Consider the following 21,647-nt stretch of genomic DNA (forward strand, 5'->3'; position numbering starts at 1 on the left):
GCACAGCCGCTAGCAAAATGAGTATGCTCTGGATTGTTTTTGATTCTGGATGACCGGAGCTACATTGAGCCCGGTGTAGCTTTCGTCAATCCACATCCTGGAGTAGTCCGGCCAGCCTTCCGGCGTAAACTGCACGTTTTTTAGCGCCGAAGAAACCTGGACCGAGAAACGGTATGAAAACAGCAATTGCAGGCCATCGCTGTTAAGAAACAGGCGAGCCGCGCGGTTAACATGCTTTTTATAGTTATCGCTCAGCGCCGCAGCGGCAAAAAACTTCTCTACCCTCGCCTTTATATCGCTCGATACCAGCGTCTGAATCATGGTTCCATTTCGGAAACGGTCTTCCACTGAAAATTCCATATCGTGGCCCGGCTGGAAAAACGCCAGGCCAAGATCTTTCTCGTGCCAACCCCGCTCCAGATACCAACGGTCCGGGCTAATAGCCGTGCTTTTCAGGCGGCAACCGTAATATTTAAGCTTATGCTCCAGTCGCCCCACTATCAGGTCGCTCTCCCCGGTATAAAAATAAGCTATCGACAAAGATTCCGGCAGCGGCACGGTAAAATCCGCAGGGGCTTTGCTGTCCTCAATATCGAAGTATTCCGAAGAGGCTGCCAGCTTATTTTCCGCCTGCAATTCGGCAACCGACTGGCTCGCCAGAGCATTCACCAGCGCTCGTTGTTCGGGGGTAATGCCGGGGCGATTCATATTAAAAGCCAGCAGCAGGATCCCCACGGCATTTCGTGAGGCATGGCTGACCATTTCGCGGGCAGGGGTATAATCCTCTATCCTGATTTGAGTCCATTTTTCCGGCAACTGATAGGTCGCCTGATATTCAATTTTTTCAATCACCGGCTTGCGCCCGTAATAATGTTCGCAGGCTCTCAGGTGAAGCGTTTCGCTGGAGTGCGACACAATAGCATAAGGCCCAAGCCCGCATTCTCCTTCCTCCGGGTGCGCCAAAAAGTATGCAGGGTTCGCCAGCCGGGAAGGAAGCCGCGTGTCTGGTGTTTTCAGCCTCAGGATCAGAGTGCTGCTTCCCAGCAGCTCTGCCTGCTCTATATTTGCGATTTCCGGCATTAACCTGTCGCGGGCAAAATTTTCAATTTGTGCCGGGTGCAATGCCTCACCATTATGCCAGACCAGCCCCGGCTGAATATAAAATCGCCACTCGCAAAAGTCATCGCTGTGCTCGAAGGCACAGGCCAGATCGGGCCTCACCCATCCCTCGTCCGAGATACGCGTCAGGCCCGCATGAACCATTCTCAACAGATGGCGCTCCGCCCAGTTGGTATGCAATGAGGGAGTAATAGCCGCAAGCGGGCGATAGAAGGTAATTTTGATGCCAGAATGAAGTGGCAAGGACGCCGACGAAGCCGAAAAATCGGATGTGGATGTTTCCGTTTCCCTGACCGGCTGGCGGTGCTCTATTTCATGCAGCGCGTTTTCATTCAGCAAACACTGGAGATAGCCGCTGTTTCCCCGGCCAGGCTGTGCGGACCAGCCCAACCAACCCTGCTCACTCATGGCGGTTAACAGGGTGCGCGCGTAACGGGGGCTACAGGCGAGAACATCGGAGATATCATAAAGGGTTATGGTAACAGGCATGGTTTGCCAGCGCTGTAGCAGGCGGCGATACTGCCTCGCAAGACGCTTTAATTTCATCTGTGGCCTCTATTAATTGTCGAAATAATAAAGGCCGATCAGTCTTTAAATATTATCACTACACTTAATCACGCCTTTGAATGGCGATATGTTATATTTAGCGCTCATTAAGCTATGGACCCATGGCACGCCTTATTTATAGAACCACCTTATTTTAGGGTTTTTCTTTAGGAAAACCGATAATCATTAACAATTTGTATTACAAATATTAAAAATAAAACAAAAAATATCTTCATAAGATTAATATTTTAATTGTCAGGGATCCATACTGGCAAACCGATCGCTATCAGCAGTCCCTTTTCTTGCGGCAGGCTGGCCGTTATCTGCCCGTGGTGGGCAGCACAAATTTCTTTCGCGATGGAAAGCCCAAGCCCGCTGCCGCCGGAGTCTCGGGCTCGCGAGCGTTCACCTCGCGTAAAACGCTCAAATATATGCGGCAGATAATCTTCCGCTACGCCAGGCCCGGAATCCTGGAAGGTGAGTTCAATCCCCCGCTCGCTTCGGCTCATACAAATCTGCATGCTGTCACCCCGGGCGCAATAACGCAGCATATTTTCGATGATAATATTGAATACCTGCCCGAGCCTGGACTCATCCCCGACATAGTAAAACTCGCCTTCAGCTTCCAGTGAAACCGACATACCGGCGGCCTCCAGCTGGGGTTTAAGCCAGGCCAGCCGCTCATTTAAAACGCTTTCCAGATTTAGTACGCCCATTTGCAGCGTTAACTGCCCTGCGCTTGCGAGAGACAAAAAATGCAGATCATCGGTCAGCCGACCCAGGCTTTTTAACTGAGTCATCACCATATTTAGCTGTTTTTGATCGGCAGGGAAAACGTGATCAATCATCCCCTGAAGCCTGCCCATTGCCGCTGTCAGCGGCGAGCGTAGCTCGTGCGCCGCAGCAACGTGGGCCGCTTTCAGTTCACGTTCGTATAGCGCCAGCTGGCTTATCATTTTATTGAAATTATGGGTAAATCTGACTATTTCTTCCGGACACTCATTCACCAGCTTAGCCTGGCGTTCGAAGCTTCCCTGGGCGACAATTTCCGCCACTTCGGTAAGGCTGCTAAATTGAGCGGCGAGCGGGCGGGCGGCACGTAAACATCTTAAAATCACGAACGGCGTTGCCATGGTAATGAAAATAAATAGCCAGCCCCAGTTAAGCGAACTTAATGACGGCGTGCTGAATTCAAGCCCCCACCCGGCATCGACTATTTCATGAAAACGTAAAAGATCTAAGGTCGGATTTTCCCTGAGCGTTAAAAACTCCGCATAAAGAGCAGGCGACATGCGGTGTACCACCCAATAATATTGCACCGCATAAATACTCCACATCGCCAGCACAATAAAAAATACCACGCTAACCGCAACCACAATAATTCTGGCTGAGATCCATAACAGCAGAGAGTTATGTTTTTTAATTTTCATGGTTTGCAGAACCTGTAGCCGACGCCGCGCACATTAAAAATAACGTCTTCGACGCCTGCGGCCTCAAGTTTTTTTCTTAAGTTATAAACATGAGTATCAACCACGCGTTCGAGGGCATCGCTTTCCGGCAGACACTCTTCAAGCAAGAACTGGCGGCTTAGCGGCCTGGACGAAGCCCGCATCAGGGCAGTCAAAATCGACAGCTCTGTCAGGGTTAAATCGAGACGGATAAATCCACCTTCTCCTGTCAGGACTTTGCCCACCATATTCACGGTATCTATTTCCAGCCGCTCCCGGCGTAAAACTTCTTCTCTGGCTTCCTGATTGACGTTGCTGCGCCTGAGCACCGCCTGCACTCGCGCCATCACTTCGCCAGGATTATAGGGCTTAACAACATAGTCGTCGGCCCCATAGCGCAGTGCGCCTATCTTGTCGTAGGCCTCCCCCATCGCGGTTATCATAATCACCGGGGTGTTGCCCTTGCGCCTGACGGCGGCAAGGATCTCCGTTCCGTTCATCCCGGGCAGCATCACATCCAGCAGGATAAGATCCGGCTTCCAGCTCAGCACCCTATTCATGCCTGCCAGTCCGTCTCCCGCTACCGCAACGCTATAGCCTTCACGCCTGAGATATGCCTCCAGCACGTTAGCCGCGTCAGCGTCATCTTCAATCACCAGGACTCTTTTATTTTGCATTTAGTACGACCTTGACAGTTTCTTCACAAATCCCTGGCATTTCATTGATAAGCCTTACGCATAATTCCCTGGCTGGCGTAATTAATGATGCATTAAAATATAAACAGAAGACAACGAGAATTATTATGTTAACTAAAAAAAGTTTCCTATACATAATACCCACATTAATAACATCAGGTATTTCATCGGCCTGGGCAAGTAATTACCAGGAAGAGCAGTCGGCAGTAACTTTTAGCCTGGGCGCGCTTACTTCCCCTCGCTATAGCGGTTCTGACGAGCAAAACACAAGCGTTATACCGTTAATTCATTGGCAGGAAAATAATTTCTTTCTCGATTCTATAAAAGGGCTTGGGGTTCACCTTCAAAATGACGACGGCTTATATTTAGAACCGACAATAGGTTATGATTCCGGGCGTACCGATAAAAACTCCGGCTGGCGTAAAGGGTCAGATAAATTAAAAGGCATGGGAAATATTTCTGCAACGGTTAATAGCGCTATTGCTCTCGGCTGGGCCGTTACTCCCTGGCTGGTTTTTGAAGGCAAAACGACTTTACCGCTGAGCGACGGCCTGGGCGCCTCTTATTCAACGGCGATAAATTATATTCCCGTTATGGATGACGATAACAGCCTCACCTTCCAGACCAGCGCGCTATTTGGCGATGCTCGCTATCTCAACACCTGGTACGGCGTAAGCCGCAAGCAAAGCGATCGCTCAGGTTACGCCCGTTACAGCACTTCCGGAGGGTTTTACGGCGCGGATACCGGCCTGACGTGGACTCATCAGTTCAGCGAGCATTGGGGCGGATGGTTTAGCGTTAACTATACGTGGCTGGCAAAAAACGCCGCCAGAAGCCCAATAGTGATGCAGCGCGGCGGCACGACGGGCGCTCTGGCAATAAGCTATACCTTCTGAGCTAAGCCAAAAATTGACGTTATTTATATTTATGAAGATCGCACTTCCGATGATTTTCATGTTATTGGCGCTGTGCCCTGGCCAACGCATCAACGATATAAAATCAGATATCAATGAGGCCAGGCCGCAGCCCAACTGCGATTATTTCTCACCTCACTATTTACGATATCTGATCAAAAGACTGAGTCGCTAATATTCATCAAACCTGCCATTCACTTTAGCTGGCAACAATTTTTTGCGGAGAATCGATGCATGAACTTTTCTGCTCTGGTGGTCGAGTCAATCGCCGACTGGATTGACCATAATATTCATCAACCGCTGCGTATTGAGGAGGTGGCTCGCTACGCGGGCTATTCTAAATGGCATTTTCAGCGTTTGTTTCTGGAGTGCAAAGGAACCAGCCTCGGGCGCTATATCAGGGAAAGAAAGCTCTGCCTTGCTGCCGAGGATCTCAGAAACACTCAGGAGAGAATTGTCGACATTTCTATGAAGTACGGCTTCGAATCACAGCAGACCTTTAACCGCCTTTTCACCCGCAACTTCAGCCTTTCTCCGGGGAACTATCGAAAGCAGCAGGCGAAAACTCACCGCTGACGTAACGCGCAGTGCAACATTAAAATCTATAAATTAATTTATAATTAGAATTATATAATAAATATGATGCATTTTACTCTATAAATAACCAAATAAAGCGATCGCTGGTAGGGTGTACCCATTACTTCTAAACGAAATTGGGTCAGTCTATGAAACGCCTTAACGACGTCTATAACAATTCCGCCAGCTGGCACTATTTCATCACTATCACTTCGCTGGTAGTGAGCCTGATTTGCTTCGCACTCTTCTATACCAAAATTGAAAAGATGAATAATGAGATAGAAAGCGTGCTTAATATCTCGATTATGAAGTCTGATTATCTGACTAAGATTAATGACATTATCTTCCGCCATGCAGGAGACTCTGCGGGCTACCAGAAAGAGATAGCCGGACTGTATAGCGATTATGTAAAAAGTGTCTTTAGATCTCCGATTAGCGATGCGGTAAAGTACGAAGAAGAACACTTTGCGGAAAATATATACCTGAAGACCCGCGACCTTGATACCCGCGAGGTCTATCACGAGATTGCCATTAACGACAATCGCTTCTCAATCCTTGCCAAAAGCCTGCTTGACGACACTAAAACCTACTATAATCGTCAACTGCTGATCCTTATTCTTATTCCAACAATCATGGCATTTATCCGCTGCGTGCAGGCAGTTTATTATTTTTACTCCCTGCGCAATTTGCGCGGAAATTATATGATTGACCCGCTGACCGGCGTTTACAACCGTCGATATATGAGTAAAATCCGTGACAGCGAAGGGATTTGCTACATCCTTGCCATTGACGTCGATGATTTTAAATCGGTGAATGACAATTACGGCCATGCTTTTGGCGACAGAGTTCTGCAGGAATGTGCTCATAGCATGAAGCTACATATTCGCGATCACGACAAAGTAGTACGAATGGGTGGGGATGAATTCTCAATATTCCTGTTCAAAACCGATCAAGCGGGCGCGAAAATCGCCGCCAGCCGGGTTATTGATACTATTAACTCACTGAAAATTCCCCTGCCGGAAGGCGGCCACTTCACGCCATCTCTGTCCATCGGCGTTGCCCGCTGCGACGGTAACGTTGAAAAAGCGATGATTCAAGCCGACCAAAATCTGTATATATCCAAACGGGACGGCAAGAATTCATTCACTTTTGAGGGAGACAAATGATGGTCAGGAAGCTTCAGCTGTCACTGCGAACAGCCATATTTATTGTGTTCTTTATCTTTGCATCGGTGACTATCGTCAGCGTGGTATATATCCAGTTTTACCGCGAAAATGATACCCTCAACGTAATGAGTGAACGCATTATAAATACCCGCGGCGAGGCCGTGGGAAACGCGCTTAATTACTATATTTATATCCCGCAGCAGGCTAACTCTATCGCCACGCTGTTCATTAAAACGCTGGATGCGGGCGACAGAGGCAAAGCATTCACCGATATCAGCAACTATTTATATAAAGTGATGACCCAGATGTTTACCCGTGACTCACTGCTGAGCTCCATCGCTTTCGGCAGCGTTGAGGGTAACTATGTCGGCTTTAACCGCGATCTGGAGTCAAACTGGACGTTTCAGATTAAAAAGAACGCCGACACCGATAACAAACTGGTGTTCTATCGCGACGGCACCGACACCAGCCCGGTGATGTACACCGTCGATAACTACAACCTGTTTGAACGCCCCTGGTTTAGCGCCGTCAACCAGGCCCACACCTCGATGTGGAGTAACGCCTACCGCGATGTAAACTCCGAGTCCGGCGTCAGTATCTCCTTTAGCTCCCCTGTTCTTGACCGCAATGGCGCGTATATCGGCGTGGTTTCCAGCGATTTACGCCTTAGTCGCCTGAGCCGCTTTCTTACCAGTCTGACCACCGCAGAACATAGCCTGATTTACCTGGTAAACGACAAACAGCAGATAATCGCCACCTCTGCCCCGGAGCTGATTCAAAACCAAAGAGTTCACGGCCTGGCCGAGCAAAGCGGCGCCGACCTGCCGTTGGTTTCGCAAAGCGAAGAGCCGGTCGTCAAGGCTACCGCCGAGTTTTTGCGCAAGGACGACGGCACCATTAATAAAATTGAAGTGGACGGCACACGCTACTTTTGCAAAGTCATCAAAGTGGGCGATTCTCAAAACCTTAAAGGCTGGCATATGGTGGTGCTGGTTTCTGAAAATGAACTGCTCGGCAAACTTTCCGGCTACCGCAGCATCACTATTCTGATTGCCGTACTGGTCTTTTTAGTCAGCTGCTTCATCGCCCATCGTATTCTTTCTGTTGTGGTCAACCCGCTGAAAAAAATTGCTGAGCAGGCACCAGACATCGCCCTGCGTCGCAAAATTGAGCGTAATCAGGGCTGGTCGTTCCAGGAAGTGAACTCACTCGACAGCGCCCTGCACCAGATGTCTAACGACCTGGACAGCGCTTTTGCCCTGCTCGAAGACCAGATAAACATAGACAGCGAAACCGGCCTGCTGACCCGAAAAGGGCTACTGGCGGCGCTGACCCAGGCGAAACCGACTTTCCAGGGCGTGATTGGCATCGTGAGCCTGAGCAATGTTCAGACCATGATAAACAACCTCGGCAGCAGCTACGCCACGCGCTACCTCCAGGCCTTTATTGACTTTATCAGCCGCCACTTCCCCGAAGATGTGGTGCTGGCCCGCGACGCGGTGGACAGGTTTATCATCTGCTGCCCGGTGAACATGCCGGAACAGCTTGAAACCTACACCGCAAGCCTGATGAGCCTGATGCAAGAAGCGGAAGGGGAGTACGAAAATACCGGGTTTGTCTTTACCGGCCACACAGGCCTTGTCACCTGCCCTGACGATACCGTGCCGTTAAGCACCGCCATCACCCACGCCAACATCGCGCTGCAGTCGGCTCGCCAGAGCGAAAATGTTCACACGCGGGTTTACGATGATTTGCTGCGTGAGCAGGCGCTGAATAACATCACCATGCTTAACCATCTGTATGGCGCCATTCCAAATCAGGAGCTGTTCCTGGTTTACCAGCCGATAGTGCTGCTGGACTCCACCACGGTGAAAGAGGCCGAGTGCCTGCTGCGCTGGAACAACCCTGAGCTGGGCATGGTTCGTCCGGATAAGCTGATTGCCGTTGCCGAAGAGTCCGGGTTTATCATCCAGCTTGGCCGCTGGATAATAAACCAGGCGTGCGGGGAACTCGCGGCGCAGATTGGGCGTGGCTTCTGCCCCGTCGACTTCAAGCTGCACATCAACGTATCGATAATCGAACTGACCCAGCCGGACTTCTGCGATTACCTGCTGAGCACCATCGCCGCTGCCGGGCTGAAAAATAGCAATATCTGCATCGAAATTACCGAAACCAGCATGATCAAAGGCGATAACGAGCTGAAAGAGACCATCGCCACGCTGCGTAAAAACGGCGTCACCCTTTCCATCGACGATTTCGGCTCCGGCTTCTCCAGCCTTTCTTACCTGCATAAGCTGGAGTTCGACGCTCTGAAAATCGACAGAAACTTCGTGATGGACGTGCTTAAAGACAAGAAAAATGAATCCATTATTTCGGCTGTTATTTTGCTGGCTAAAGGGTTCAACGTACCGCTGATTGCCGAAGGCGTGGAAACCGTAGAGGTTGCTGAAAAACTGGCCTCAATGGGCTGCGAGAAAGCACAAGGCTACTACTTCTGCCGACCGATGAAATTTGAAGACTGGCCGGAAGAGATGCTCGACACCGGTAAAAGCTGGCTTGGCCGCAGCGCCAACGCCTGACGAATTTGACGGCGAGAGTTTACCCCACGCGTAACCCGCTTACGCGTCTCTCGTCCGTCATCCCCTTTTAGCTATATCCCCGCACAGCAGGCAAACCTGCTGTGCAGATAAACCACGTTTTATAAGCCTATATCTTTACCGAGGACCTCATGAGTTCAGTTACTAAAGCCATTATTCCCGTGGCGGGTCTTGGCACCCGTATGCTGCCCGCAACCAAAGCCATTCCGAAAGAGATGCTGCCGCTGGTTGATAAGCCGCTGATCCAATATATCGTGGAAGAGTGCATCGCGGCGGGTATCAAAGACATTGTGCTGGTCACCCACTCTTCCAAAAACGCCATCGAAAATCATTTCGATACCAGCTTTGAGCTGGAGGCCATGCTGGAACAGCGCGTCAAACGCCAGCTGCTCGAAGAGGTAAAATCTATCTGTCCGCCGGATGTCTCGATCATGGCGGTCCGCCAGAACGTGGCCAAAGGGTTGGGACACGCGATTTTATGTGCCCTGCCGCTGATAGGCGATAGCCCCTTCGCTGTTCTTCTGCCCGACGTTATCATTGAGCCAGGCCACGGCAATTTGAAAACCATGCTGCAAAATTACCGGCAAACCGGTATGAGCCAGATAATGGTCGCCCCGGTTCCGTGGGATGAAGTGGCGAACTATGGCGTGGCCGACTGCCAGGGTGCGACGCTGAAACCCGGCAGCAGCCACGTTGCCTGCCGCGTGGTGGAAAAACCACGCCCTGAAGACGCGCCGTCTAACCTCGCCATCGTCGGGCGCTATGTGCTCTCACCGGATATCTGGCCGCTGTTAAGCCAGACGCAGCCGGGTGCCGGAGATGAAATTCAGCTTACCGATGCGATTGAAAAACTGATGTCGCTTGAGCCGGTTGCGGCTTTTGCGCTCGAAGGGAAAAGCCACGACTGCGGCAACAAACTTGGTTATGCCCAGGCATTTGTCGAGCACGCGCTGGCTCACCCTGATCTGGGGGGGATATTTCGAGAGTGGTTAGAAACGGCGGTAAAAAATTGAAGGTTTCGGGAGCGAAAACCTGCTCCCGAGACATTAGTTCTTTTTGTCCACGCACATAACAATTGGCGTATAGATGTTGCCGATGCTCCAGGTGTTGTGGTTGGCGTGGCGCACAATGTAGCTGTTGACCACGTTCATACGCCCGGTAATGTTGTTTTCCACCAGTTCGTTCGGCGTATTATCCCCCTGGGTCACCGTGGCGGTATGCAGCGTGATGCCATAAATACCGTCCTCGTCTTTCGGTACCCAGCTAAAGTTGACCTCACGAGAAACGTTATAAATTTTCCCCTGCCGGCCGGCAACGCCCAGCAGGTCGAGGTAGCCCGTCCCGTCGTTTTTAAATCGCGTGACTATTGTGCCATCGAAATCAAATACCGAGCCATCCCTGTCGTTACTCAATTTAAGCGATGCTTCACAAAAAACGTTCAGCCCCCGGGAGGTTAGCGGCGCACGCAGGTACAGCGCCCAAAGCGCAAAAGCGACGTTAATGAACAGCACGGCAACGATTATTTTTCTCATCAGAACGGTCGCTTAGTTAGTGTAATAGCTGCGGCAGCCGGAGAATTCATTCTCTTTGAGTCGGCTGCAAATCGCGATAAACATCGTTGCTTTTTGATGATAAAGCGCACGATCTTCAATTTTAAAAAAGATTTCTCTATCCGGCTTGCAGTGAAAACTGGCTCGCTCCATGCTCTTGCGCACCAGGTCCATATACTTGCTCTGGCTGGAACTGTCCGTTTTGTAGAAGGTATAAACCGGGCAGCTTTCCAGCGTGCCTAGCAGGAAGCGTTGCTCAAACACCGGGGCAGCGGAATTAGGGCGAAGGAAAAACCAGCCGTTAGCCGCGGTAAGCAGCGCTAAGGCTGCCACTATGGCCCATTTCTTAAATTTTGCCGCGCGGGGAACAGCACCTTCTGCCCCTTCACCGGGCGGAGAGGCGACGGGCCGCGGGGAGGAGGATGCCTGAACCCGCGCCCCGGCAGCCGGGGCATCTTCAACGATGACCTGAATATCCTTGCTGAACATAAAGCCCACGGTTGGAATGGTGACAATCACCGTTTCCTCCAGCCCGAGGTCGGCGAAGTTGCGCCTTAATACGCTGATATATTGGTTGAGGCTGTTGTTTGAAGCCCGCAGGCCGTGTGCATCCCAGACATTGTTCAGCAGTTCATCACGCTGAAGAATGCTGCCGTGGTGGCTAATCAGCATAGCTAAAAGGCGGTTTGCCGTCGGCGCCAGAGAAATTTCTCCGGAAGAGATTTCGTTCTCACCGTCGGCGGTAAGCTTAACCGTGCCATCATCAGGCGTATAGATTATCGAGTGATTAATACGATAACGCATAAGCTCACCTTTATATGTAAATTAGCAGTGAGTATAAGGTGCCGGGAAGATATTTATCAAGTAGATAAGTAGCGAATAGAGCTTTATACAATTTAATTTCGTCGCCTTCATCAGATTTATTTAAAATTATACAATAGCATTAACAGTGACGCTCAGAAGTATCAATAGGAGCAATCCCTTTTACCCACAATAAAAATAAGGTAATGGAGTCAAAGGATATTTATTCTGATTCTCAACTACGCACCCTGTAAATATTACACAGCAAAATTGTTATGCATTCGTATCCACTTATCGATGCGTGTTACAGACAGCAGTCACCATGGTCATAAAAAACCACCCAACGGCCAACAAAACGACAAGTTCAAAATATCGAAAATCACCCCAAACAACAACATTAAAACCTATAAACAAATTATAAATTGAAATTAAATCCATAAATATATGTAAATTTAAGGTATATATTCTTTCGTGAGACATCGTCAAATATACTCAACCGCATCCGAAATGGTTATCCGCCACAGCGGTCAAGTTGCATCAGTTCGGCGCGCGGCGAGTAATTATTATCGCAACTTAGTCATGCTTCCTTAATTTTCGCCATTACGGAGCATAATTATTGAAAGGTATATTTATGCAAGGTTATGACGATATCACTGGCTTCACTCTTAAAACCGGCGTCGGCAACTATAAAATATTATCAGAATACAATGCGGATAATGCTCTGGCGAAATGGAGCATCATTGAAAGAATAAATGGGCTTGCACTGAGCGACGCGATTAATCCACAAATCACCGGCACCAGCGAATTTAATAATATTGCTGCGATAGAAAAAAAGATGCCCGCAGCGATAGAGATTCAACCACCAGCGGATTCCCCATCCCGGGTCATCGCTGCAGAAAACCAGCCTTCAGGCCGCGCCGCTGGCGACCAGTCCAGAGTAAGAACCCGCCCATCGGCTGGTGACAAAGCATTCTCAGACCGAGAAATAGAACGCTTCTCCACGCTGTTCAAACCCTCTGGTCATCACCAGACCAATAACCAGCAGGCACAGCCCGAGCGTGAGTTGCCGCTTTCAACCTTGTTCAACAGGATCGCATCATGCCGATGATTTGCATTTGTTCTCCCCAGGGGGGCAGCGGGCGTACCACGATCGCCGCTAACCTTGCCAGCGCTTACGCGACCCGAGGTAATAAGGTGCTGCTGCTGGACTTAAACGAGCAGAACGCGCTGCGTCTGCATTTTAACCTCACGCTGGATGACGCTCACGGATTCGTTCCCCACGCCGTGACTACCCCGGACTGGGGACAGAACATCCTCAAGGTTGATACCAATCTTTATTTACTGCCCTACGGCGAAGCAAGCCGGGAACAGCGCGAGGCTTTTCAGCATCTGCTAAGCGAAAAACCGGAAACCGTGCGCCGCAGCCTGGCCGGCATCACTAAACACCAGGGTCTGGTCATTATCGTGGATATGCCCGCCGGGCCGCATGCCGCACTTGGGGCGCTACACGAGCTTATCGATTTGCATCTTGTCACGCTGCTGGCCGACGGCATCGCGCCGACGCTGCTGGAAAAAATAGACAAGCAGGCGTTCCTCGGCATGCCGCTAAACAAAAACGGGCAGCACTATTTTGTACTCAACAAAATCGATCCTCGCTACGAGATGAACCACGACATCGGGGTATATCTCCGCCAGCGCATCGGCGACAGGCTGCTGGGCGATATACACCAGGACAGCTCCGTCCCCGCCGCGCTGGCGAGCCAAAAGCCGCTGCGTCTTTATCGCCCATCCAGTTCAGCCCTGTTCGACATCGATGCCCTGGAAAAACAGCTCTCACATTTGCTGAACATCACCGTCGGCAACAACGACGTCTTGCCAACCCTTTGACGATGACTCAATGATGAAAAGCCTGCTTTCAACGCTGTTTTTACTGCTGGTCGCACTCCCCGCTGCGGCCTTGATCGTCCTCACTCCGATGACCGCACATAAACAGTTTATGTTTGGCCTGTTGATGATAGGCGTGCTGCTGGTTGCGGGGCGCAGCAGCAATAAAAAGGTTTCGACAACGCTTGTCGCCCTGTCGCTGCTGATGGCGACCCGCTATATCTACTGGCGCGCCACCTCTACGCTCTCCTTTAACTCCTGGGTTGAAGCCGCACTCGGCTGGGGGCTGTTTGCCGCAGAGATCTACGCCTGGACCATTATGCTGCTCGGCTATATGCAGACTATCTGGCCGCTGGAGCGCGAAATTGAGCCGCTACCGGAAGACGTTTCGCTCTGGCCGACGGTTGACGTTTACGTTCCAACGTATAACGAGAGTCTTGATATTGTGCGGGATACGGTTCTGGCGGCCCAGTGCATGGACTACCCGAGCGATAAAATCAAAATCTACATTCTCGACGACGGGAAACGCAGCGAATTTGCCGTTTTCGCCGCCGAGGCCAACGTCGGCTATATCACCCGCGACGATAATGCGCACGCCAAAGCCGGTAACCTCAACAAGGCGATGAAGAAAACAAACGGCGAACTTATTTGCATCTTCGACTGCGACCACGTTGCGACGCGAGGTTTCCTGCAGGCGACCGTTGGTAGCTTCCTGCGTGATGAAAAGCTGGCGCTTATCCAGACGCCGCACTACTTCTATTCAAAAGATCCGTTTGAGCGCAACCTGCCCGCCGCGGGCGAGGCCCCGAACGAAGGGATGCTGTTCTACGGCCCGGTTCAAAAAGGGAATGATAACTGGAACGCCACCTTCTTCTGCGGCTCCTGCGCGGTTATCCGCCGCTGTGCGCTGGAAGAGATCGGCGGTTTTGCCGTCGAAACGGTGACCGAAGATGCCCACACCGCGCTGAAAATGCAGCGTCTGGGCTGGAATTCCGCGTTTCTCGGCCTGCGCCTTTCGGCAGGACTGGCTACCGAGCGCCTTACGCTGCACGTCATCCAGCGTACTCGCTGGGCGCGCGGCATGACCCAAATCCTGCTACTGGATAACCCACTGTTTGGCCGCGGCTTAAAATGGCAGCAGCGCCTGTGTTATCTAAACGCCATTCTGCACTTCCAGTACGGCCTGCCGCGCATTGCGTTTTTAACCGCGCCGCTGGCTTACCTGCTGTTTAATCAAAACATTATTGCCTCTTCGGCCAGCATGATTTTTGCCTATTCGCTGCCGCATCTGGTGATGGCGACGGTGCTTAACTCCCGCCTCAACGGCCGCTATCGCTTCTCCTTCTGGGGCGAAGTCTACGAAACGGTAATGTGCTTCCACCTGGTTATTCCGACCCTCGTAACCTTCCTTTCGCCGCGCAAAGGCAAATTCAACGTGACCGATAAAGGCGACACGCTGGAGAAAGAATACTTCGACGCCCACATCGTAATGCCTCACATGGTGGTCGCCGTGCTGCTGGGTGCGGGCGTGATTGCGGGTATCGCCCGCTTCTTTACCCAAACGCGTCTGGGTATCGAGCCGTGGGTGCTGTTGCTCAACGTCGGCTGGGCCACCTACAGCCTGATTATTCTGCTGGCGTCGATTGCCGTGGCCAATGAGTCAAAACAGGTGCGTAAAAGCATCCGTATAGATATCGCTATCCCGACCATTGTCCATTTCACTAACGGAGCCAGCCTGCGCACCGTCAGCCGCGATTTGTCGATGGGCGGAATGCAGGTGATTAACCCCGACCCGGCGCTGAATAACGAAGAAGTTGAAGCAGTGGAACTGCTGCTCAACAGCGCGGCGGTTTGCATCCCCGGCAAAAAGGTTTTCGCCAACGACGACATTCTGCGCCTGCAGTTTGGCGATATTCCCCTGCATAAGCGCCGCGAGCTGGTGCGCGTAGTGCTGGCAAGGGCGGATGCCTGGCTCGAAACGCCGCACGCAAAAGACAGCCTTCGCCGTTCTATGGCGGGCGTAATGCGCAGCGCGGGTCGACTGTGGGGCATTTTCTGGCGTAGCCGCCGCAACAGAAAGCTCGCGAAATTCGAGGCAAAAAAAGCTAAACCGGAGGCTGCCGCATGAATCTTATCTCTTCAACGCGCGGCAAAGCCCTGCTGTTCGTCTTGCTAAGCGGGCTGTGCAGTGCCGAAGCTCCCGCTTTTGACCTGCCTGAAACATTGCAGATGCCGCGCCCGGCCGAAACCATACCGGATAAAACGCCCGTTCAGCCTGAAACTGAAGTACCGCAGAGCACGGGTGAGGTTTTCACTACCGATGAGCCCTTAACCGTCCCGGAGGCCCAACCTGAGGTTAACGGCAGCCTGAGCCTGAAAGATGCAGGAATTTCCGACGGGCTTCGCCTGGACGGCCACCAGCCACAGAGCGGGTTTACCTTTACTCTGCCCGGCGACCGCGTGGTGGTCAAAGCTCAGTTTCTGCTGAAAATAAACGTCTCCTCCGCCCTGGTCGACGGGCAGCACTATCTCAACGTGATGCTCAACGGCCAGCCGCTGGCGCAGCTCCCCCTGAGCCAGGCCAGCGACGAGACAACCTCTTTTAGCCTGGATATTCCCGCCCCGATGCTGGTTGCCACCAATAACCTGAGCGTGACGCTGGAAAACGCAAAAACGTTGCAGTGCGAAGTCGATAGCGAAAAACGCTACCAATTGACCATCCAGCCCGACAGCAGAATTGACTATCAGGGCCTGCGCCTGGACACCGCGCCGGACCTTTCCCGCTTCCCGTGGCCGTTTATCGACCCGCTGGAAATGGGCAGGCAGCAGGTCGCCATGGTTTTCACCCGCACGCCAGGGCAGGACATTTTAAGCGCGGCGGCAACCGTCAGCTCGTTCCTCGGCTACCATGCCGACTATAAAGACATCAACCTGCCCGTAAGCCTGGGCGAACTGCCGATGAGCAACGCCATTGTGTTTGCTCATCCCGGCGAGTCCATCGGCACCCTGCAAATCCCGCAGGAAAAGGGGGCTTCGCTCTGGATAACCGATAACCCGCTTAATCCGGTGTACAAGCTGCTGGTAGTCAGCGGGCAGACCCCGGATGAACTGCAACGCGCGGCCTACGGGCTGACACACGGCAAGCTACCGGAGGGCGCGAAGCTTAGCGCTATTCCGGCGCAGCGCATCCCTCAGCGCCAGGCCTATGACGCGCCGCGCTGGCTCGATACTCACCACCCGGTGGCGCTGGGTGAGCTGCTTAAAGACGACGCGCGGTTCAACGTTCACGGCCTGAGCCACGAAACGATTCGCGTGGCGTTTCGCACCGCGCCGGATCTGTTTATGTGGGACGGCGATACCCTCCCCCTTCGCCTCGGCTACCGCTTCCCGACCAATAGCTGGGTAGATGAAGACACCTCCGCGCTCGGCGTCTCGCTGAATGGCCGCTTTCTGCGCAACCTGCCGGTGAACAGCAGCGGCGCGGTCGAGCGCCTCTGGCACCTGATGGGCGGCGACACGCGCCAGGAGCAGAAAACGCTGCATATTCAGCCCTGGCAAATCTATGGCGATAACCAGTTCGAATTCTATTTTGCCGTCAAAGCAAAAAAAGAAGCGCCCTGTCAGGTGCTGAACGACACCAGTATGAAAAGCTCGATTGATCCTGACTCGACTCTCGATCTGAGCCACAGCTGGCATTTCAGCGAGCTGCCGAATCTTTCGTATTTCGTCGGCGCGGGCTTCCCCTTCTCACGCCAGGCCGATCTTTCCCAAACGCTGGTGCTGATGCCTTCCCACCCGGATGCGACCGAGATAAGCACGCTGATGACGCTCATGGCCCGCCAGGGAAATGCAACCGGCGTGACCTCTCACGGTGCCCGGGTTCTGCTGGGCGACGATGCGCCGCAGCACGCCGGACAATCCTTGCAGAACAAAGACGTGCTGGCGATAGCCACGCTTCAGCAGCAGGCTTTCATTCAGTCGCTGTTCGCCCAAAGCCCCTTTGCCTTCCAGGAAGGCCAGCTTGAGGTACGCCAGCTCGACTACTTGCAGCAAGCCAAAGCTTTCCTGCTCGGCGACTGGCACCGGCAAAGCAAAGCCGCTTCGCGCTATCTGGCTTCGGCCGCCGACTGGCGAGGGTTCGTTAGCTTCAGCTCGCCGTGGGCGTCGAAGCGCAGCGTTATCCTCGCTACGGCCACGGGAGACGAGCAGTTGGCTCAGCTCCCGGACGATCTGCGCAAACCGGCGGTGAACGCTGCCATTCGCGGCGACCTCGCCCTTATCAGCAAAAGCGACGGCGTGCACAGCTGGCACATTGGCGACCATTACGTTTCCGGGCAAATGCCGTGGTATTTGCAAATTTTCTGGTATGCCAGCCAGCATTTCCTGGTTTTGGGGCTGATGTGCGCCCTGCTGGCGGCGCTTTTGGGGCTTTCCCTCTACTTCTACCTGAGCAACCAGGCGGCAAAACGCCTTGCGAACTATATCGGCCAGCGCCGTAACGGCGGCGACAGATAAGCAAATGAAAAACAAAAAAATTAATAAACCCTTACCGGCTTTTGGGTTAAGCAGCCTGTTCCTGCTGGCGCTTCCCTTCTCAAGCTTTAGCGCCCAGGGCGTGCTGGAGCAATTGTTTGCCCAGGCGCAGTTCTGGCACGAGCGCAATCACCCGGAAGATGCGCAAAGCGCGCTAAAAAAAATTCTTAGCGTTGAACCCAACAACCCGGACGCGCTCTATCTGCTGTCGCTTTACGCTTTGCAGCAGGGGAAAAAAGAGGAAGCACAAGCGTGGAAGGCAAAGCTGCGTAAGGCCAGCCCGGACGGTGCCAAAATCCAGCAGCTTGAGGGTGAAGTGGCAACCTCGGCGATTGCGCCCGGCCGCCTGGCTCAGGCAAGACGACTTGCCAAAAGCGGCAACCCGGCCGCCGCGGTCAAAGTCTATGAAGAACTGTTTATTAAAGGTGAGCCTGCGGCTTCGCTCGCCAGCGAGTATTACCAGACGCTGGCCGCCATCCCGGAACGCCGCGAACAGGCGATTACCGCCCTGACTGAGCGCCACCAGCAAAGCCCACGGGAGGCCGCAACGACGCTTGCGTTAGGCAAAATGCTGACCTGGCAGGAAGAGAGCCGCCGCGAAGGAATTGCATTGCTGGCAACGCTTTCGCCCTCCACGCCCGAAGCGGCAAAGGATCTACGGCAGGCGCTGCTATGGCTGCATCCTCGTGCGGACGACCGCCCGCTGTTCGAAGCCTGGCAACAAAATCACCCTAACGACACAGAAGTAGAAGCGCACTATTCCAGCAACGTCACCGGAAGCACTGTCTCCGAAGGCTACCGGACTGTGGAAAAGGGCAATCTTAGCGGCGCGGATAAAGCCTTCCGACAGGCGCTGAACGCCGACCCGGATAACAGCAGCGCGCTGGGCGGTCTCGGCATTATCGCCATGCGCAAAGAACAATTCGCCGAAGCTCATGATTATTTAAAACGCGCCGCCTCCCGGCCCGGCGCAGACCAGGGAAAATGGGCGAGCCTTGCGGAGAAAGCGAGCTTCTACGCCGCCCTGAGCACGGCAAAAACGCAGGCCGCAAGGGGCAACTGGAACGAAGCGCTGGCCGCAAGCGAGCCTTTACTCAACAGCTCCGGGGACGAAAACCTGGCGGTGAATTTGTTCCGTGCGGACGTGCTGCGCCGCAAAGGTGACCTGCCGGAAGCGGAGCAGGCTTACCGCACCCTCAACGTTCAAACGCCGTCCACGGAAGTGCAGCAGGCGCTTTACTATGTATTAACCCAGCAGCATAAAACCGATGAAGCGGCGAAGCTGCTCCAGACCCTGCCTCCCGCCTTCCGGGCCAAAGTTGTCAGCGGCCAGCCGGTTAGCGTTGACCCGATTCGTAGGCAGGCGGCGCAGGCGCTCGACGCAGGAGACGCCTTGCAGGCAGAACGGCTGCTGCGCGGCGCGATGCAAAAGCAACCGTCAAACGCCTGGGTCAGGCTCGATCTTGCCCGGGTGCTGCTAAAACAGGGTGACGAGGGCCAGGCCGCCCGACTTATCGCCCCTATGGAACAAAGCCCGCGCAAAGACGAACTTTACGTTGCCGCTCTTTATCGCGGGGAAAATAAACAGTGGAGCCAGGCTATCGCGGCGATCAACCGCATCCCGCGCGGCCAGTGGAACAAAGACATCAGCGCCCTGCGCCGCCGCGCCGCCTTTAATCTGGATCTTGCCAATGCGGACAAACTGATTGCCGGAGGCGACAATGCCGGCGCAAAAAACCTGCTGCTCCCGCTCAGCAATGCGGATACGGTTTCCCCGGCAGATGCCGGGCATCTGGCTGCAAGCCTTTATAAGGCCGGGCTAACTAACGAAGCGGATGCCCTGCTGGCAAACCCCGTCCTGCTGGCGAAAAGTTCACCGCGTGAAATTGCCGAAATTAAACTGGGCAGCATTATCAACGAGGCGGATAAGCTCCGCGAGCGGGGCCGCTACGCGCAGGCCTACGACATGCTAATCGTTAAGCTGCATGATGACCCGCATAACAAAGCTCTGATGCTCGCCATGGCGCGTGTTTATCAGTCCGGGAAGATGTTCAAAGAGTCCCGCAGCGTCTATCAATATGTTCTTTCGCAGGAGCCACATAACCAGGATGCGCTGACCGGGGCTATCAATCTGGCATTAGCCTCTGGCGACAATCCGCAGGCCGGTAAGCTTTTAAGCGAGCTGGACGACAAAAACTCTCCCGAAAATTTATTCCTTGCCGCTCGTGTTGCGCGCGGTAACGGCGAGGCACGCCAGGCGCTCACGCTGCTGCGGCAGGCAAAACAACAGTTGCTGGGCATCACCCGCGCCGGAAGCACGGCAACGGTTGGCGGGTTAGACATTGCGGATAATCCGTTTGTAGATGATGTGCAGGAGTCAACGGCGCTACCGTGGCAGACCGCAGCTTCGTTAGCAGGCGCGGGCTCTTCGAGCCAGAAACCTCAGCTTATTGCCCAGGTTAGCAAGCTGCTCGATGAAACACGCGAAAAACTGGCCTCCTGGGTCGAAACCTCTTTAAGCCTGCGCGAGCGGGACGGCGAGGACGGGCTGGGCGGCCTGAGCGAAACCAAAACTTCGCTGGCTTTTTCTACCGTTCCTTTTAGCGAGTCCCGGCTGAAGTTTTCCATAACGCCCGTGATGCTTAATGCGGGCAGTACTTCCGGCCAGGCGAGCAACCGCTTTGGTTCGGGGGCGCTACAGCAGGCCACCGCAGCCTGGCAGGCAACCCAGGCGTCACAGAAATCGGCCGCAGATTCCACCGCCGCCGCCGACGCGGCACGTAAAGCGCTGGCGGACAAATCCAACGCCCGGATTAAAGCGTGCCAGGATCCGACTTCTTCCGCGTGCGAAATCGCGATGCGCGATGAAACCGATGCTCAGGACGCCTTCAACCTTGCGCAGCAGCAGATTATTCAGCCGCATACCTTCGGCCCTGACGACTATGCCGCAGGCTCCAGCGGCGAACAGCGCCGAAGCGGAGCAGAGCTTTCCCTCGCGTTAACCGGCGACCAGTACCAGGCCGACATCGGTACCACGCCGCTCGGCCAGGGTTCACACAACCTTGTTGGCGGGCTGCTCTGGTCGCCAACCGTTGCCGGAAATACCCAGTTAACGCTGAACGCCGAACGCCGCGCCGTGACCGATAGCCTGCTCTCCTACGTTGGCACCAAAGATAAATACAGCGGTAAAAACTGGGGGGCCGTAGTGAAAAGCGGCGGCGGCCTTAGCGTGAATTATGACAACGGCGACGCCGGAGCCTATGGCGGCGGCTCGTTCTATCAATATCAGGGACAAAACGTGCCTGAAAACCAGGCCGTGCTCGGCAACGCCGGGTTCTATTACCGACCGCTGCACGCCGAAGACCGGGAGGTGAAAATCGGCGTGAATACCGACTATATGAACTTCGCGAAAAACCTCGGCAACTTTAGCTTCGGCCAGGGCGGCTACTTCAGCCCGCAAAACTACATTAGCGTATCGCTGCCGGTGGAATACAGCCGCAATGCGGGGAACTGGAATTACAAACTTTCCGGCTCGGTGGGCTACCAGGCCTACTCCCAGAAGCAAAGCGATTACTTCCCAACCGAATCAGAATGGCAGAACAACCTCGACTGGCTGGTTGATGCCGGTTTTGGGCGCGAGTCCCACTACGCCGCCAAAACCTCCACCGGAGTGAGCTACAACCTCAAGCTTCAGGGCAATTACAAACTCAATCCGCAGATGGCGGTTGGCGGCAAGCTTAGCTACGACACGGCCGGAGAGTATTCGGAGGCCAACGCCCTGATTTATTTCAAATACTTACTGGATAACCAATAAGGCA

Annotated in this window: 15 protein-coding genes; 10 read left to right on the plus strand and 5 right to left on the minus strand. The window is 53.5% G+C overall.

Features of this window, described 5'->3' with window-relative positions; all coding sequences use genetic code 11:
* Nucleotides 1–9: 9 nt before the first annotated feature.
* The 3 genes from ACG1VR_RS15175 to ACG1VR_RS15185 all read right to left on the minus strand — a co-directional run bounded on the left by ACG1VR_RS15175 (nucleotide 10) and on the right by ACG1VR_RS15185 (nucleotide 3,790).
* Nucleotides 10–1,665 (minus strand): SgrR family transcriptional regulator, encoded by a 1,656-nt coding sequence (locus ACG1VR_RS15175; protein ID WP_395489215.1) that lies wholly within the window; start codon nucleotides 1,663–1,665, stop codon nucleotides 10–12.
* Between the two features lie 248 nt (nucleotides 1,666–1,913).
* Nucleotides 1,914–3,095 carry a sensor histidine kinase gene (locus ACG1VR_RS15180; protein ID WP_395489216.1) on the minus strand — a complete coding sequence of 394 codons (1,182 nt, stop codon included), beginning with the start codon at nucleotides 3,093–3,095 and terminating at the stop codon, nucleotides 1,914–1,916.
* A complete protein-coding gene (locus tag ACG1VR_RS15185; RefSeq protein ID WP_395489217.1) occupies nucleotides 3,092–3,790 on the minus strand; it encodes a response regulator in 699 nt (232 codons plus the stop codon). The genes ACG1VR_RS15180 and ACG1VR_RS15185 overlap by 4 nt, the downstream gene beginning before the upstream one ends.
* 125 nt (nucleotides 3,791–3,915) lie before the next feature.
* On the opposite strand from ACG1VR_RS15185, the gene ACG1VR_RS15190 reads away from it, so the two are divergent.
* The 5 genes from ACG1VR_RS15190 to galU all read left to right on the plus strand — a co-directional run bounded on the left by ACG1VR_RS15190 (nucleotide 3,916) and on the right by galU (nucleotide 10,074).
* Complete coding sequence (locus ACG1VR_RS15190) at nucleotides 3,916–4,704, plus strand: MipA/OmpV family protein (RefSeq protein WP_395491119.1); 789 nt, start codon at nucleotides 3,916–3,918, stop codon at nucleotides 4,702–4,704.
* 252 nt (nucleotides 4,705–4,956) lie between these two features.
* Complete coding sequence (locus ACG1VR_RS15195) at nucleotides 4,957–5,298, plus strand: RamA family antibiotic efflux transcriptional regulator (RefSeq protein ID WP_172567906.1); 342 nt, start codon at nucleotides 4,957–4,959, stop codon at nucleotides 5,296–5,298.
* Nucleotides 5,299–5,447: 149 nt separating this feature from the next.
* On the plus strand, nucleotides 5,448–6,464 hold the full coding sequence (locus ACG1VR_RS15200) for a GGDEF domain-containing protein (protein ID WP_016535726.1): 1,017 nt from the start codon (nucleotides 5,448–5,450) through the stop codon (nucleotides 6,462–6,464).
* The gene (locus ACG1VR_RS15205; RefSeq protein WP_016535725.1) at nucleotides 6,461–9,043 is read left to right on the plus strand and encodes an EAL domain-containing protein; all 2,583 of its coding nucleotides are present in this window, start codon (nucleotides 6,461–6,463) and stop codon (nucleotides 9,041–9,043) included. The genes ACG1VR_RS15200 and ACG1VR_RS15205 overlap by 4 nt, the downstream gene beginning before the upstream one ends.
* 149 nt (nucleotides 9,044–9,192) lie before the next feature.
* Nucleotides 9,193–10,074, plus strand: a complete 882-nt coding sequence (gene galU, locus ACG1VR_RS15210; RefSeq protein WP_395489218.1) for a UTP--glucose-1-phosphate uridylyltransferase GalU — start codon at nucleotides 9,193–9,195, stop codon at nucleotides 10,072–10,074.
* Nucleotides 10,075–10,107: 33 nt separating this feature from the next.
* Here the strand turns inward: galU and ACG1VR_RS15215 are convergent, their stop codons facing one another.
* Nucleotides 10,108–10,593 (minus strand): hypothetical protein, encoded by a 486-nt coding sequence (locus tag ACG1VR_RS15215; RefSeq protein WP_016535723.1) that lies wholly within the window; start codon nucleotides 10,591–10,593, stop codon nucleotides 10,108–10,110.
* A gap of 12 nt (nucleotides 10,594–10,605) precedes the next feature.
* Nucleotides 10,606–11,415, minus strand: a complete 810-nt coding sequence (locus tag ACG1VR_RS15220) for a transcriptional regulator (protein ID WP_395489219.1) — start codon at nucleotides 11,413–11,415, stop codon at nucleotides 10,606–10,608.
* Nucleotides 11,416–12,043: 628 nt separating this feature from the next.
* Here ACG1VR_RS15220 and ACG1VR_RS15225 point away from each other — a divergent pair.
* Genes ACG1VR_RS15225 through ACG1VR_RS15245 form a run of 5 tightly spaced genes read left to right on the plus strand, consistent with a single transcriptional unit; the run spans nucleotide 12,044 to nucleotide 21,643 of the window.
* Nucleotides 12,044–12,520 (plus strand): hypothetical protein, encoded by a 477-nt coding sequence (locus ACG1VR_RS15225; protein ID WP_395489220.1) that lies wholly within the window; start codon nucleotides 12,044–12,046, stop codon nucleotides 12,518–12,520.
* Nucleotides 12,511–13,299: a cellulose biosynthesis protein BcsQ gene (gene bcsQ / locus ACG1VR_RS15230; protein ID WP_016535720.1), complete on the plus strand. Its 789-nt coding sequence runs from the start codon at nucleotides 12,511–12,513 to the stop codon at nucleotides 13,297–13,299. Before ACG1VR_RS15225 ends, bcsQ begins: the two co-directional genes overlap by 10 nt.
* A gap of 10 nt (nucleotides 13,300–13,309) precedes the next feature.
* The gene (gene bcsA / locus ACG1VR_RS15235) at nucleotides 13,310–15,424 is read left to right on the plus strand and encodes a UDP-forming cellulose synthase catalytic subunit (RefSeq protein ID WP_395489221.1); all 2,115 of its coding nucleotides are present in this window, start codon (nucleotides 13,310–13,312) and stop codon (nucleotides 15,422–15,424) included.
* A complete protein-coding gene (bcsB, locus tag ACG1VR_RS15240; protein ID WP_395489222.1) occupies nucleotides 15,421–17,811 on the plus strand; it encodes a cellulose biosynthesis cyclic di-GMP-binding regulatory protein BcsB in 2,391 nt (796 codons plus the stop codon). The genes bcsA and bcsB overlap by 4 nt, the downstream gene beginning before the upstream one ends.
* A 4-nt stretch (nucleotides 17,812–17,815) precedes the next feature.
* On the plus strand, nucleotides 17,816–21,643 hold the full coding sequence (locus ACG1VR_RS15245; protein ID WP_395489223.1) for a cellulose synthase subunit BcsC-related outer membrane protein: 3,828 nt from the start codon (nucleotides 17,816–17,818) through the stop codon (nucleotides 21,641–21,643).
* Nucleotides 21,644–21,647 lie beyond the last annotated feature (4 nt).

This window comes from Cedecea davisae, assembly GCF_044095835.1.
GTDB lineage: Bacteria > Pseudomonadota > Gammaproteobacteria > Enterobacterales > Enterobacteriaceae > Cedecea > Cedecea davisae.